The 14,819-nt window shown below is 64.0% G+C and carries 13 protein-coding genes; 6 read left to right on the forward strand and 7 right to left on the reverse strand.

Features of this window, described 5'->3' with window-relative positions; translation table 11 throughout:
• Positions 1-120: 120 nt before the first annotated feature.
• On the reverse strand, positions 121-1,392 hold the full coding sequence (gene waaA / locus DM872_RS28030) for a lipid IV(A) 3-deoxy-D-manno-octulosonic acid transferase (RefSeq protein ID WP_179062459.1): 1,272 nt from the start codon (positions 1,390-1,392) through the stop codon (positions 121-123).
• Positions 1,393-1,428: 36 nt separating this feature from the next.
• Entirely contained in the window at positions 1,429-2,313 is an 885-nt protein-coding gene (locus DM872_RS28035; RefSeq protein WP_179062460.1) for a LysR family transcriptional regulator, read from the reverse strand.
• A gap of 91 nt (positions 2,314-2,404) precedes the next feature.
• Here DM872_RS28035 and DM872_RS28040 point away from each other — a divergent pair, with 91 nt between their 5' ends.
• From DM872_RS28040 to DM872_RS28055, 4 genes are all read left to right on the forward strand, one after another.
• Positions 2,405-2,737 (forward strand): DMT family transporter, encoded by a 333-nt coding sequence (locus tag DM872_RS28040; protein WP_179062461.1) that lies wholly within the window; start codon positions 2,405-2,407, stop codon positions 2,735-2,737.
• Positions 2,738-2,810: 73 nt separating this feature from the next.
• Positions 2,811-3,986 (forward strand): NAD(P)/FAD-dependent oxidoreductase, encoded by a 1,176-nt coding sequence (locus DM872_RS28045; protein ID WP_179062462.1) that lies wholly within the window; start codon positions 2,811-2,813, stop codon positions 3,984-3,986.
• Positions 3,983-4,795 (forward strand): aldo/keto reductase, encoded by an 813-nt coding sequence (locus DM872_RS28050; protein WP_179062463.1) that lies wholly within the window; start codon positions 3,983-3,985, stop codon positions 4,793-4,795. Before DM872_RS28045 ends, DM872_RS28050 begins: the two co-directional genes overlap by 4 nt.
• Before the next feature lie 47 nt (positions 4,796-4,842).
• The gene (locus DM872_RS28055) at positions 4,843-5,748 is read left to right on the forward strand and encodes a metal ABC transporter ATPase (RefSeq protein ID WP_179062464.1); all 906 of its coding nucleotides are present in this window, start codon (positions 4,843-4,845) and stop codon (positions 5,746-5,748) included.
• 55 nt (positions 5,749-5,803) lie between these two features.
• Here DM872_RS28055 and DM872_RS28060 read toward each other — a convergent pair whose 3' ends face one another.
• The 4 genes from DM872_RS28060 to msbA all read right to left on the reverse strand — a co-directional run bounded on the left by DM872_RS28060 (position 5,804) and on the right by msbA (position 11,867).
• Positions 5,804-7,009: an acyl-CoA dehydrogenase family protein gene (locus DM872_RS28060; RefSeq protein ID WP_179062465.1), complete on the reverse strand. Its 1,206-nt coding sequence runs from the start codon at positions 7,007-7,009 to the stop codon at positions 5,804-5,806.
• A gap of 10 nt (positions 7,010-7,019) precedes the next feature.
• Positions 7,020-8,294 (reverse strand): acyl-CoA dehydrogenase family protein, encoded by a 1,275-nt coding sequence (locus DM872_RS28065; RefSeq protein ID WP_179062466.1) that lies wholly within the window; start codon positions 8,292-8,294, stop codon positions 7,020-7,022.
• Between the two features lie 111 nt (positions 8,295-8,405).
• Entirely contained in the window at positions 8,406-9,827 is a 1,422-nt protein-coding gene (gene hldE, locus DM872_RS28070; RefSeq protein WP_179062467.1) for a bifunctional D-glycero-beta-D-manno-heptose-7-phosphate kinase/D-glycero-beta-D-manno-heptose 1-phosphate adenylyltransferase HldE, read from the reverse strand.
• A 237-nt stretch (positions 9,828-10,064) separates the two neighbouring features.
• Positions 10,065-11,867 carry a lipid A export permease/ATP-binding protein MsbA gene (gene msbA, locus DM872_RS28075; RefSeq protein ID WP_179062468.1) on the reverse strand — a complete coding sequence of 601 codons (1,803 nt, stop codon included), beginning with the start codon at positions 11,865-11,867 and terminating at the stop codon, positions 10,065-10,067.
• A 108-nt stretch (positions 11,868-11,975) separates the two neighbouring features.
• Here msbA and DM872_RS28080 point away from each other — a divergent pair, with 108 nt between their 5' ends.
• Together DM872_RS28080 and DM872_RS28085 are read left to right on the forward strand one after the other, a co-directional pair.
• Positions 11,976-12,623 (forward strand): lipopolysaccharide kinase InaA family protein, encoded by a 648-nt coding sequence (locus tag DM872_RS28080; RefSeq protein ID WP_179062469.1) that lies wholly within the window; start codon positions 11,976-11,978, stop codon positions 12,621-12,623.
• The gene (locus tag DM872_RS28085) at positions 12,620-13,834 is read left to right on the forward strand and encodes an O-antigen ligase family protein (protein ID WP_179062470.1); all 1,215 of its coding nucleotides are present in this window, start codon (positions 12,620-12,622) and stop codon (positions 13,832-13,834) included. The genes DM872_RS28080 and DM872_RS28085 overlap by 4 nt, the downstream gene beginning before the upstream one ends.
• A 104-nt stretch (positions 13,835-13,938) precedes the next feature.
• Here DM872_RS28085 and DM872_RS28090 read toward each other — a convergent pair whose 3' ends face one another.
• Positions 13,939-14,814, reverse strand: coding sequence for a glycosyltransferase (locus DM872_RS28090; RefSeq protein ID WP_179062471.1), 876 nt, complete (start codon positions 14,812-14,814; stop codon positions 13,939-13,941).
• Positions 14,815-14,819 lie beyond the last annotated feature (5 nt).

Genomic DNA, 14,819 nt, shown 5'->3' on the forward strand with positions numbered 1-14,819 from the left:
TCTTTGCGGATACTTGTGGGAGCGAATTCATTCGCGATGCAGGCCGAAGGTCTGCCCTTGAGGTGGGAGGGGCTGCTGCGCAGCCCTTTCGCGAATGAATTCGCTCCTACAGATAGTTCTTCAGCGCTGTAGCAACCGCGCAATCCCACCCAACAACCGCTCCAACGCGCCCTGGTTGGCCTTGAGCACACCCAGCCCTGCTTCGCGCATGGCCCCGGCACGACCGGAATCGGCCCAGAGTCCGCCGACCTGTGAGGCCAACTCTTCGGCGTCCGCCACCTCGGCTAGCGCCCCGGCGTCACGCAGCTGCGCGGCAATTTCGAGGAAGTTGAACAGGTGCGGGCCGCTGAGCACCGGTTTGCCCAGGGCCGCGGGCTCCAGCAGGTTGTGACCGCCATTGGGCACGAGGCTGCCGCCCACGAAGGCGATATCGGCCAGCGCGTAGAGGAACAGCAACTCGCCCATGGTATCGCCCACAAGCACCGCATCTGTCGCGGCGACCGGCGCGCCGGTGGATCGGCGCACCGTTGTCAGCCCTTCGCGACGACTCAGCTCGAACACCGAACCGAATCGCTCCGGGTGACGCGGCACCAGGATCAGCAGCGCGTCCGGCCGTTGCTTCAACAGTGCCTCGTGAGCGGCCAGGACGATTTCGTCTTCCCCGGCATGGGTGCTCGCGGCAATCCACACCGGCCGCGAATCAGCGCCCCATTGGCCACGCAGTTCCGCGGCGCGCTGGAGCAGCGCCGGGTCGATACGGAGGTCGAACTTGATCGAGCCGGTCACACCCACGCATTCAGGACGCGCACCCAGGGTGCGGAAGCGCTCGGCTTCGGCTTCCGTCTGCACAGCGATCCAGCTCAGTTCGGCCAGCATGGGCGCGGTGAGCTTGGCGAATCGCGCATAGCCACGGGCTGAACGCTCGGACAGCCGGGCATTGGCCAGTACCACTGGGATGCCGCGACGGGCGCACTGGTGGATGTGGTTCGGCCAGAGTTCGGTTTCCATGATCACCGCCAGCTTCGGCCGCACCTTGTCGAGAAAGCGAGCAGCTGCCCAGGGCAGGTCATAGGGCAGGTAGCAATGCTGCACCTTGTCGCCGAACAGCGCGCCGATGCGCTCGGAACCGGTGGGCGTCATGCAGGTGATGGTGATGGGCAGGTCCGGGTGGCGCTCCAGCAGGGCGCGGACCATGGGAGCGGCGGCGATGCTCTCGCCTACCGACACGGCATGGACCCAGATACCGCCCGGCTTGATTGATGGCAGGCCAAAGGCAAAACGCTCGCCGATGCGCCGCGCATAGGCGGGCGCACGCCAGGCGCGCCAGGCCAGGCGCACAGCGACCAGGGGCAGACCGAGATGGAACAGCAGGGTATAGAGGGTGCGATTCATGGGCGCGGAGCTTAGCGTGACTCGCCGTTGATCGCACTAACCCATGGCTTGCAGGTGCTCCGCCAGGCTATCAGCCAGCCAGAGCGCCGCCGGCCCCAGCGCCGCGTCGCGACGACAGACCAGCTCCACCACCAACGATGGCGGCGTCCAGTCGCTGCGTAGCTCCACCAGCTGTCCCTGATAGGCCGGGTACTGGGCCACATGGCGCGGCAGCCAGGCCCAGCCGAGTCCACGCATCAGCAGTTCGGCCATCACATAGAAGCTGTCGGCACGCCAGACTTGCGGGCCGATCTGCTCGCCGCCCGGATAATGGCTGTCCTGCGGCGACATGAGGATCTGCCGGTGTCGCGCCAGTTCGCTGCGGTCGGCGTAGGTCCTTCCAGCCAGGGCGTGGCCGGCACCGCAGACCGTGACCATCTCGATGGTGCCGAGGCGCTGGCGCTCCAGGGCATCGGGCATCTGCTCGTGGTGGAATAGCAGTCCGAGGTCGGCACGACGCTCCAGCAGCTTGCGCGCCACTTCGCCTTGCGCGCTGGAAGCCAATTGCACCTCCAGCAGGGGAAACGCCTTGCCCAACGCCTCCAGGCTGGCCAGCACGGGCTGATAGGGCATCGCCTCATCCTGAGCCAACCGCAGGCGGGCTTCCTCACCCTTGGCCAACCCATGCGCCTTGCCCTCCAGGCGCTGGCACTGGCGCAGGACTTCGCGTGCCTCCTCCAACAAGGCCACGCCCGCCGCAGTCAAGCGCGGCTGGCGACCGCTACTGCGTTCGAACAGCTGCACCCCAAGATCATCCTCCAGCGCGGCGATCCCACTGCTGACAGCGGACTGGGCCCGCCGCAGCTTGCGTGCGACGGCAGAAAAGGACTGGCTCTCGGCCACTCCGACGAACAGGCGGATCTGCTCCAGATTCCATTGCATGGCCATCAACCTATCTTCCACACAGATAGGTAATGACTTTATCCCATCATCCGGAAGTCTAGAATCCGCCCATCGCACAGGAGGCCCGACCATGACCGGCTATATCTATCTCGCTATCGCAATTGCCGCCGAAGTGATCGCCACCACCTCGATGAAGGCCATCGACGGCTTCAACAAACCGCTGCCCCTGATCCTGGTGATCGGCGGCTACGCTATCGCCTTCTGGATGCTGACCCTGGTGGTGCGCAGCATTCCCGTGGGCATCGCCTACGCCATCTGGGCTGGCCTCGGCATCGTGCTGGTCAGCGTCGCCGCGCTGGTGCTCTATCAACAAAAGCTGGATGCCCCCGCCGTGCTCGGCATGGGGATGATCGTCTCGGGTGTGGTTGTCATCCAGCTCTTCTCTAACAGCACCGGGCACTGAGAGCCTGCTGTAGGTCGGCACCACGACAGGGGCGCTATACTGCGCCCCTGTTTTTTCCGAGGCGCTGCGACCCATGGCCGAATCCCTTTCCACTGATGTGCTCATTCTTGGCGGCGGCATCGCCGGCCTCTGGCTCAACGCCCGCCTGCGCCAGCAAGGCTTCGCCACGCTGCTGGTGGAAAAGGCCAGCCTTGGCGGCGAACAGAGCGTCAAATCCCAGGGGATCATCCACGGTGGTGCCAAGTACGCCCTGCACGGTGCCCTGACCGGCGCCTCCGAAGCCATCGCCGACATGCCCCGCCGCTGGCGCGAGGCGCTGGCCGGTAACGGCGAACTGGATCTTCGTGGCGTGCGCCTGCTCTCCGAAGCCCACTACCTCTGGTCGCCCGGCACGCTGGCGGGCAATCTCACCAGCTTCTTCGCCAGCAAGGCCGTACGCGGCCGCGTCGATCAGGTGAAGGGCAACGAGCTTCCTCCCGCGCTGCAGCATCCCAAGTTCAAGGGCAAGGTCTATCGCCTGGCCGAACTGGTACTGGACGTGCCGAGCCTGATCAGCCGACTGGCGGAACTGGCCGGCGATGGCCTCCTGGCCGCCCATGAGGTCGAGCCCCTGCTGGAGGACGGTCAACTCACCGGCCTGCGCCTTGACGGCCGTGAAGTCCGCGCGCAACGCATCGTGCTAAGTGCCGGTGCCGGCAACCAGGGGCTGCTCGAAACCCTGGGACTGAGCCAGCCAGCCATGCAACGCCGGCCACTGCACATGGTGATGGTCAAGGCGCCCAGCCTGAAGCCGCTGTATGCCCATTGCCTGGGTGGTGGGCCGAAGCCGCGCATTACCGTCACCAGCCACCCGGCTGCCGACGGCCAGTGGGTCTGGTACCTGGGCGGCGACTTGGCCGAAGCCGACGGTGTAGCCCGCAGCGAAGCCGAACAGATTGCCGCCGCCGAACAGGAACTGCGCCAGCTGGTGCCCTGGATCGACCTGTCCGCCGCCCAGTGGGCAACCCTGCGGGTGGACCGCGCCGAGCCGGCGCAGAGCGGCCTGGTACGTCCGGACAACGCATTCCTCAACGAACAGGGCCGCCTGCTGGTGGGCTGGCCGACCAAACTGGCCCTGGCGCCCGACTTCGCCGACCGCGTGCTGGCCGCCTTCGAGCGCGACGGCCTGCGTCCTGCTGCCAACCCGCCGTTGCCGGCCCTGCCCCGTCCGCCTGTGGCACAACCTGCGTGGGAGGAATTGCTGGGATGAACAGCCTGCACAGCCTCCACCGTCCACTAGGCGACACGGGCCTGATGGTTTCCCCTCTGGGCCTGGGCACCGTGAAGCTGGGCCGTGACCAGGGCGTGAAGTACCCCAACGGCTTCACCATCCCCGACGACGCCGACGCCCGTCAGCTGCTGGCGCTGGCCCGTGATCTCGGCATCAACCTGATCGACACCGCCCCCGCCTACGGGCGCAGCGAGGAACGTCTCGGCCCACTGCTACGCGGGCAGCGCCAGGACTGGGTGATCGTCAGCAAGGTCGGTGAAGAGTTCGAGGCCGGCGTTTCCCGCTTCGACTTCAGCCCCGAACACACGCGTTATTCCATCGAACGCAGCCTGAAGCGCCTGGAAACCGACTTCATCGATCTGGTGCTGGTGCACTCCGACGGCAATGACGTGGCCATCCTGCGGGACAGCGGTGTCTACGAAACCCTTGCCGAGCTCAAGCAGGCCGGCAAGATCCGCGCCTTCGGGCTGTCCGGCAAGACCGTGGACGGCGGGCTCCTCGCCCTGGAGCGGGGCGATTGCGCCATGGTCACCTACAACCTGAACGAGCAGGGCGAGAAGCCGGTACTGGACTTCGCGCTGCAACAGAACAAGGGCATCCTGATCAAGAAAGGCCTCGCCAGCGGTCACGCCTGCCTCGGCGCCGGCGTCGATCCGGTCCGCGCCAGCTTCGAACTGATCTTCGGTCATTCCGGGGTGACCGGCGCGATAATCGGGACCATCAATCCGCTGCATCTGTCCCATAATGTCGCGACGGCCGCTGCCGTTATCGGAGCCCATCGCCACTAACCGAGCCCTGCCAAGCCACTAGCCGACCCCTGCCAGAAGGAGCCGACATGCCGCGAATCCTCGCCCGCAAGGACCCCAGCGCGTTCAAGACCCTGCCGCTGCATGTCGAAGCCAGCGCTGATAGCCTCAGCTATCAGAGCCTTGGCAGACCCTTGAACTTCACCCAGATGCTCGAACGCCGCCGCCCCGTGCAAGTGAGCGATTCCCAGCGTTTTGCGGTGGAACTGGCGAACCTGGGCGTTTCGGTGAGGCTCACCCTGAACCTGCACGGCCGCGACTACTGGCTGCTGGTACGCCAGCGCCGGCAGGATCGGGGCGACACCGTGTTGAAGCTGATTTCCGGCTATGTTCCGGCCCATGAGCTGAACCTGCCGCTGCTCACGGCGATCCAGGAAGTGGCCGAGGAATGCCTGATCGAAACCCCGGAGGGCTGGCTGGGAGGGCGCTTCGCCGATACCTGGCTGCCCACGCCCTACCAGCGTGAATTGCGCTACCGCGATGCCAACCACTTCCGCCTCAGCCCGCTTTCCGGTGCCGCGCGCCCGGTGCACAACGGCAAGCTGATCCTGCTGGAGCGGCCCGAAGCCTACGTGCATCTGCCAACGGCCTCTCTGCAACTGGTCTATGACCTGCGCCTGGACCTGCCTCGGGACAGCCATCAGATCAGCCTCTTCCATGTGGACGAAGTGCTGCAGGGTGGCCAGCTCGTGGCCAGCCTTGAGCGGCGCCGACCCGATATCTACTTGCTGCCGCTGCACCAGGGGCTGCCGACCGGCGATTTGCTGACCGTGCGCAATGGCGAATTCAAGGCCGCCAGCACCCGTGGTATCTGGTTGTCGGAGAGCTTCGCCGAACAGGATGGCTGGCTGGTGCACGAGGAGCGCGTACGCTGGCGCGACTGGCTGGTGCGGGTCGGGACGGCCCGACCGATGGGAAAGAAGATCGCCTGCTGACAACCAGGGCGCCCCGCCCTCATTAAGCTCGCCCGCTTCGCCTCGTCACTTCAGCTCACTGGAGCTCACTGGAGCTCTTGCCCAGCAGTCGCCGGGCAACGATCAGCAACTGGATCTGCTGGGTGCCTTCGAAGATGTCGAGGATCTTCGAATCCCTCGCCCATTTCTCCAGCAACTCGTCCTCTCCATAACCCAAGGCTCCTGCCAATTCCACGCATTTGAGCGTGAGCTCATTGGCCACTCGCCCGGCCTTCGCCTTGGCGATGGAGGCCTCCTTGGAGTTCGGCAAGCGGTTGTCGGCCATCCAGGCGGCCTTCAGGGCCAACAATCGCGCCGCTTCCCATTCGGCCTCAAGGCGATAGAGCGTGGCTTCAGCATGGCTGACGACCAGCAGCGGCTTCGCATAGTCGAACCTGCAACCCGCCTTGACCAGCAACTCACGGGTCCGATCGAGCGCAGCCTTCGCCACCCCCACAGCCATTCCCGCCACCAGCGGGCGCGTGTTGTCGAAGGTCTCCATCACCCCGGCAAAACCCTTCTGGACATCAATCTCGGCATTACCCAGCAGATTGGCCGCGGGAACCCGGCAGTCGCTGAAGCTAATGGAGGCGGTATCGGAGGCCTTGATGCCGAGTTTCTTCTCCAGGCGCGTCAGGTTCATGCCAGGCGTGCCTTTCTCCACTACGAAGGACTTGATTGCCGCACGCCCCAGGTTGCGGTCCAGTGTGGCCCATACCACCACCGCATCGGCGCGTGCCCCCGAGGTGACGAAAATCTTTTCGCCATTCAGCACGTAGTGATCGCCGTCCTTCACCGCAGTGGTGCGGATGGCGGCCGAATCCGAACCGCAACCGGGTTCGGTGATGGCCATGGCCGCCCAAGCGCCGCCAAAGCGTTTGAGCTGCGCCTCATTGGCGACGGCAGCGATGGCCGCATTGCCCAACCCTTGGCGCGGCATGGCCAACAGGAGGCCGACATCGCCCCAGCACAGTTCCATCACGCCAAGCAGGGCAGCGAGGTTGCCGCCGTTGCGCACGCCCTCCTCGGCTCCTGCACCACGCTTGCTGGCAGAGCCAGCGCCGATGGTTTCAGGCGAGCCGGCGTTCATGCCATCGAGCAGCGCCGCCAGCAGGTCGAGCTCGCGTGGATAGGCATGCTCGGCCTTGTCGTACTTGCGTGACAGCGGGCGAAAGTACTGCGCCGCCACCTGATGGGCCTGAAGGCTCAGGCCGCGGAATTTCTTCGGAACTTCCAGGTTCATGCTGCCTTCCTCACAAATGCAGGCCGCCGCTCATCACAGCAATGGCACGCAGGTCGCGGTACCAGCGCTCGGCCGGGTGTTCCTGGGTGAAACCATGGCCGCCGAGCAATTGCAGGGCGTCGGTGCCGATCTTCATGGCCTTTTCGGCGCAAAGCAGGCGCGCCAGGTAGGCCTCGCGCTGGAACGACTCCCCACGATCGGCACGGGCACAGGCGCGCCAGACCATCAGGCGCATCGCGTCGAGTTCGACGGCGATGTCCGCGACCATGAAGGCCACGCCCTGGCGATGGCTGATGGGTTCACCGAAGGCCATCCGGTCGTTGCAGTACCCGATCACGTAGTCCAGGGCCGCCTGGGCGGTTCCCAGGGCCAGGGCGCACCAGGCCAGGTGACCGAGATCGAGGAACGCCTGGTAGTCGAATTCGAGGGCAGCCAGGCGATGTTCGAGCGGGACTTTCACGCCCTTCAGGCGAATGCGGGCAGTGCCGCATCCCTTCAAGCCCATGGCAGGTTCCGTGCGCAGCTCCAACCCCTTGCTGCCAGCGTCGACCAGGAACAGCGCGGTGCCTTTTTCAGTGCTGGCAGCGACGATGATGCGGCTGGCATCCAGGCCGTCCAGCACCAGGCATTTCTCTCCATTCAGCACGAAGTGACTCTTCTTGCGCTGCGCGCGGGTGGCCAGCGTGTGAGGGTCGAACAGGACAGTCGGCTCATTCACCGCGATGGCCATGCGCGGCGCGGACTGCCCATCGACGAAAGCCGGCAGCCAGGCGGCCTGCTGTTCAGGTGAGGCCCAGCGACGGATGCAGTTGGCGGCAGACAGCGGTGCCAGCAGTGCGGCCGCCAGGCTCAGGTCGCCTTTGGACAGCGCTTCAGCCATCAATGCGTTGGTAAGGATCGCGCCCTCGTCCGCCATGCCACCCAGATCCTCGCCGACGCCGTAGTGCGCCAGCCCGAGCGCCTGCGCCTGGTTGAGCAACGCGGCTGGCACCGCGCCCCGGGCATCCGCATCGTGGGCCGCCGGACGCAGGGCTTCCAGGGCGAAAGCCTCGAGCATCTCCACCAGCATCCGCTGCTCGTCGGTGAGGGTGAGATCGAACAACTCGTTGGTAGTGGCCTCGCGCGGGAGTTGGCGGGAACGCCGTGCCGCCAGTTTGAAGCCAGCACGGGTGCCGCCGTAGAGCAGCTTTTCCAGCGTCTTGCGCAGTTTGAGGCGGTCAGGCCAATGGGACTGGGCTACGCGATTGAGCACAGCCAGGGCGCGGCCCTGTGCGTTGGGGAACATCGGCATCGCACTCCATGCAGGATGAGGATGCCGGGATGATGTTCGGCATCGACCCGGTCGCCTATGACCGGGCCGACATCTGTGACTGGCAGAGTTGCCAGTCGGCAGGGATCACTTGCTGCGGATCTTCTCGACGATCGCCGTGGTGGAGCTGTTCTCCACCAGGCCGAGCACTCGCACCTCGCCACCGTAGGCGCGAACGATATCGGCTCCCACGACCTGGTCGATGCCATAGTCGCCGCCCTTCACCAGGACATCCGGCTTGACCTGGCCGAGCAGGCGTTCGGGAGTGTCCTCGGGGAAGCTCACGACCCAATCCACCGCGCCCAGTCCAGCCAGCACGGCCATGCGGCGCTCGACGCTGTTGATCGGACGACCCGGCCCCTTGAGGCGGCTGACCGACGCATCGTCATTGACCGCCAGCACCAGGCGATCGCCTTGTGCGCGGGCCTGCTCCAGGTAAGTCACGTGGCCGGCGTGGAGAATGTCGAAGCAGCCATTGGTGAAGACGATCTTCTCGCCGTGGGCGCGGGCATCTTCGATGGCCAGCAGCAACTGGTCGAGGCTCAGCACCCCACGCTCGGAACCCTGCTCGCGCTGCACGGCACGTCGCAATTCCGGCGCGCTGATGGCGGCGGTACCCAGTTTGCCGACGACGATGCCAGCGGCGAGGTTGGCCAGCGCCACTGCCTGCGGCAACTCTTCGCCAGCGGCCAGGGCGGCGGCCAGTGTGGAAATCACGGTGTCGCCAGCGCCGGTGACATCGAATACTTCGCGGGCGCGCGCCGGCAGGTGCAGGGCGGGATGGCCAAGACGCAGCAGGGTCATGCCGTGTTCACCGCGCGTGACCAGCAGAGCACCCAGCTCCAGTTCCTGCATCAGCGCCGCGCCCTTGGCGACCAGCTCCGCCTCATCGGCGCAGCGGCCGACGATGGCTTCGAATTCGCTGAGGTTCGGGGTAATCAGGCTCGCGCCACGATAAATGCTGAAGTCCTTGCCCTTGGGATCAGCCAGTACCGGCACACCGCGACGACGGGCAGCCTGGATCAGCACCTGATGGTTTTTCAGCGCGCCCTTGCCGTAATCGGACAACACCAGCACTCGGGCCTGGGGCAGCAGGCGTTCGACTTCCGCAGCCAGGGCCTCTGCATTGGTGCCGAAGGCTTCCTCGAAGTCCATGCGCAGCAGTTGCTGGTGACGGCTCATGACGCGCAGCTTGACGATGGTCGGCTGCTCGGCGAGGCGCTGGAAATGTACGTCCACACCTGCGGCGTTGAGGCTGTCGGTCAGGCTCTCCGCTGCCTCGTCGACACCGGTGATGCCCACCAGCATGGCAGGGGCGCCCAGGGCGGCGATGTTCAGCGCAACGTTCGCGGCGCCGCCGGGACGATCCTCGATCTGCTCCACCTTGACCACAGGCACCGGAGCCTCGGGCGAAATGCGCGAGGTGCCGCCGTGCCAGTAACGGTCAAGCATGACGTCGCCCACCACCAGAACGGGGGCCTGATCGAATCGGGGCATGGACAGTTTCATGGAGTCTCCGGACGTCAAAATCGGCGCGGATCATACCATAGCAGGTCAGTTGGCCTGACCTACCCGATTGGACACCGGGCACCGCAACACCGCTCGCGAAGGCAACGGCGTGCCCTGAAACGCGCCGAGCTTTCGAAGCGGCACAACGTGCAGTGGTTTTAGGCTGCGATTTCGCCCTGCGCCAGGGTAAGCAGACTGGCGCGGGCACATCGACTGGTGGAGAGGAAGGCCAGCCGCTCAGCTGGCTTCCGGCTGTGCTTCTTCCGCGAACTGATTGGCATGCAGACGGGCGTAGTAACCGTTCATTGCCAGCAGTTCGGCATGGTTGCCGCGCTCGACGATGCGCCCCTGATCCATGACCAGGATCAGATCCGCCTTTTCGATGGTGGACAGGCGGTGAGCGATGACGAGGGTGGTGCGGCCGTCCATCACGCGGTCCAGCGCGGCCTGGATATGCCGCTCGGACTCGGTATCGAGCGCCGAGGTAGCCTCGTCCAACACCAGCACCGGTGCGTTCTTCAGCAACGCCCGGGCAATCGCCAGACGCTGGCGCTGGCCGCCGGACAGCAGCACGCCGTTCTCCCCCACTTCGGTATCGAAGCCCTGCGGGAGCTTGTCGACGAATTCCTTGGCGTAAGCCGCCTCGGCTGCCCGCTCGACGTCCTCACGTGGCGCGCCGGCGAGGTCGCCATAGGCGATGTTATTGGCCACCGAGTCGTTGAACAGCGTCACCTGCTGGGTCACCAGTGCGATATGACGGCGCAGGTTGCGCAGGCGATATTCCTCGATATCGACACCATCCAGCAGGATCTGCCCTTGCTCATGGTGGTAGAAGCGCGGAATCAGGTTGGCCAGTGTGGACTTGCCGCTGCCGGAACGCCCCACCAGGGCGACCATCTGACCCGGTTGGGCCTCGAAGCTGATGTCCTGCAGCACCGGCTTGTCGGTGCCGGGGTACTGGAAGCTGAGATTGCGGACTTCCAGGCGGCCACCGACGCGATCGCGCTCGACGGTGCCACGGTCCACTTCGGTTTCTTCATCCAATTGCTCGAAGATGCTTTCCGCACCTGCGACGCCGCGCTGCACGGTGGAGCTGACTTCGGAGAGCTGGCGGATCGGCTTCGGCAGCAGGCCGGCCGCCGTGATGTAGGCCACCAGGTCGCCGGCGCTGGCATCTCCGCGCAGGAAGAGCACGAGGAACATGAGGGCAGCCATCGCGGTGTAGATCACCAGCTGCAGCATCGGGGTATAGACCGCCGAGGTCTTGGTCATGCGCAATTGCTTGCGGGTGTTGTCCTCGCTGGCCGTCCTGAAGCGGCCGGATTCGTAAGACTCACCGCCGAAGCTGCGGACCACCCGGTAGCCCTGGATGGTTTCGGAGGCCACGTGGGTGACATCGCCCATGGCCACCTGGATCTTTTTGCTCTGCTTGCGGAATTTCTTGCTGGCGCTGCTCACCATCAGGGCGATCAGCGGCAGGATGGCGACCATCACCAGCGTCAGCTTCCAGTTCATCCACAACAGGTAGCCAAACAGGAAGATCACGGTCAGGCCTTCGCGGATCACCACTTTGATCGCATCGGTGGCTGCGCCGGTGACCATGGTGACGTTGAAGGTTATGCGTGAGATCAGGTGGCCGGAGTTGTGGCTGTCGAAATAGCGGTTCGGCAGGGCCAGCAGGCTGTTGAACAGAGCCAGGCGCAAGTCATGCACCAGGCCGAGGGAAACCCGGGCGAGGAAGTAGTTACCCAGGTACGAACCCAGTCCCTGCCAGGCCGCGATGAGGATGATCAGCAGCGGCACCGCTTGAAGCAGCTTCAGGTCCCGTAGGTAGGCAACGTCGGGGAACAGGACGGCATCAGGATTGCTCAGGCCGTCCACGAAGTATTTGAGAATGCCGGCCAGCATCGGCTGGGTCGAGGCAAAGATGATGTAGCCAATGATGCTGACCAGGAACATCCCGGTGTATGGGCGAACGTAACCCAGCAGGCGGAGATAGATCTTGAGGCTGGAGGGCCGGGACTGGTCGTTAAGACTCATAGGGCTCGGATGCTCGATAAAGAGCGAGAGTGTAACACAGGGTCTATTTTGCCCATTCAACCCGATGGCCTGGGGTAATATACGGGGTCATTTTCTTAAGGCCCCCGCATGCAAGCTCTGGATCACGACGCTTACCTGAAACTGAGTGAGAACGCAGATGTCCTGGAGCGCGACAGATATGGGGAAAAGGTGCTGCGCCTGACCGACGGAAGCTACATGAAGCTGTTCCGACGGAAGCGCCTGCTGTCCTCAGCCGTCCTCTACCCCTACGCCCAACGATTCGCCGACAATGCAGTCCAGCTTCAAGCGCGTAATGTGCCGTGCCCGCGCATTCTGGGCGTGTACCGGATTAGCGCCCTGGCGCGCGATGTCGTGCACTATCAGCCCCTGCCCGGCAAGACACTGCGACAGGTATACGAATCAGGCGACGAGAAGTTCGCCCAGGGACTCAAGAAGCAATTGGGCTCCTTCATCGCCAGGCTCCATGAACAGGGTATCTACTTCCGCTCGCTGCACCTTGGCAACGTTATCCTCACGCCGGGCGATGCCTTGGGACTTATCGATTTTGCCGACCTGAAAAGTCAGGCTACGCCGCTGGGCAAGGCGAAACGGCTACGGAATTTCCGTCATCTGCTGCGTTACACCGAAGATCGCAATTGGCTCCTGGCAGAGGATCACGCCTTCTTCGAGGCCTATCTGGCCGATACCGGCCTGTCTGCAAAAAACACGTTTGTGACTCGACTGAAATCTTTATGACCGCTATGCAAAACAAGAGTGGACTGACTCATGGTTCAACATCAGCCGAATGGTGGACACGAGGCTCCGACTGGCTGATCAAGATCGTTCTGCCCATCGGCTGGATTGCGCTGCTGACCGGAATGTTCTGGATTGGAGATCGGCCGTACTACCACAAGCTCTTCTATTCGCTGCTGGCTGCCCCTGCATTGCTGGCACTGATAGCGGGGCGCGGTCTACTGAAGCCGCTGCTTCGCTCGCCAATAGTGATCGTCTTTCTCCTGTTCAGTGCGTATACGTTGACGACTCTTCTGTGGTCCAGCACTGACGATCCCTTCAGCTCTCTGGGCAAGCGACCTGTCTACGTGCTGTTCCTGTTCTTCTCCGCAGGGCTGCTGGCCATGAAGGCCCCCTCACGATTGCAGACCAGCGTCAAAATCAGTGCGGTGATGGCAAGCCTGGCAGGCGCGACCTTTCTCGTGCTGTTCCTGCACGCCGGGGCGACGGGCCGATTTGCGGGCTATGGCGCTCTTTACAATCCGCTGCTCAGCTCCCATGTCTTTGGTTTCTTCATGGCCTACTGGGCGGCTTACTGGTTCCTCCAGAAGAACATCTTCGATCCACTCTCGCTGATCTCGCTGTTCATCCTGGCTGCGCTCATTCTCGCAACGGGTTCACGAACCCCCCTGGTCGCGGTGGGCTCCTGCCTCCTTTGGCTATCGATAGCGAACTGGAACAGGCGCAGCCTCGTCGTGCTGGTCACGGCTGTGTTTACCGGCGCGCTACTTCTGGCCCTCTATCCCGACATCCTGATCGGCCGTGGCGTGTCCTTCCGCCCGGAGATCTGGGCGAAAGCCTGGCAGCAGATACTCGAAGCCCCCTGGCTGGGCCACGGCTATGACGCGCCTATGAAAATATGGATATCGGCCCACGACTACGCGATGGCCGATCCGCACAACGTATGGCTGGCAGTACTCTATTACTGCGGTGCAATCGGCCTGGTGCTTTGGGTGACACTGTATGTCGTCGCGTTCCGGTTCGCCTGGCGGCACCGCGAACAACCGTGGGTGATGATTTCATCAGCGCTGCTGGTGTTTGGTCTTGCGGCCAGCATGACCGAGGGCGGCTCATTCCTTTCCCGCCCCAAGGAGCACTGGTTCCTGATCTGGATTCCCATGGCCCTGATGGTTTCGGCCGAGCTGATCGACAGATTCAAAAGCACTTCGAAGTGAAGTCGCGCGGCCTGCTGGCTTCAATGCCGCAGGCCCGCCCATAGCGCCAAGGCGAGCAACTCAAAGGCCGGGGACTAACTTGGCCGGATGGCCCGGCCAGCAAATCAAGCCGGCAACAGAAGCCGCCAGAGCCCGCGCAGGGTTTTCAGGTTCCACGCACTCATGGGCAGTCCGGCAAGCAGCTCGCGGGCCAGCGCCTTGTCCTGGCGGGCGCATTTGAGCAGCATCGAGTTGCGGAAACGCGCGCAGACCTCGGGATAGGCTGGGTGGTCACTGAACCGCGCATAGGTCTTCAGCACGTTATCCACCATGAAGCGGTAGTTCTTGTAGGTGTTGGTGTCGTGTACCCGATATAGCGCCAGGGGTTCCCCCAGGATGTCGATGAAGTAACCGGCATGGGTGATCTTCAATTCGATCATCAGGTCCTCAAGACGGACGTCAGGCTCGAACCCCCCGACCCGTTCCAGCGCCTCACGACGGAACAATAGCGTGGGAGCAGGTGCCCCCGGCTTGCGATCGAGGAAGACATCTTCGAAATCCAGGCGGCGGAGCGGAAGGCCCCGCGGCTTACCGCTGGGCTTCCCATTCGCATCGATGGTCTGGATATCCCCAGCGCAAATGCCGACGTCCGGCTTGTCCGCCAGGTAGGCGACCTGCTTGGCAATGCGGTCCGGGAGCATGATGTCATCCGAACCGAAGGGCGCGATCAGGCTACCTTTCGCGCGGGCGATGGCCTCATTGAGGGTTCTCGATAGCCCCTGGTTGGCTTGGCTTCGGAAGTCGAAACCATGGGTAGCCTGCAGCGCCTGGATGCGAGCCACACTGTCGTCACGGGACCCATCGTCCACCACCAGCAGCTCGATGTTTGGATAACTCTGCCCCAGGACGCTGAGAATGCTCGCCTCGATGTAGGGCGCGTGGTTGTAGGAGGCGATGATCACGCTCACCAGCGGCTGCTGGGCATTGTTCGTCGAAGACATGGGAT

This window comes from Pseudomonas taiwanensis (assembly GCF_013393345.1).
Lineage (GTDB): Bacteria > Pseudomonadota > Gammaproteobacteria > Pseudomonadales > Pseudomonadaceae > Metapseudomonas > Metapseudomonas resinovorans_C.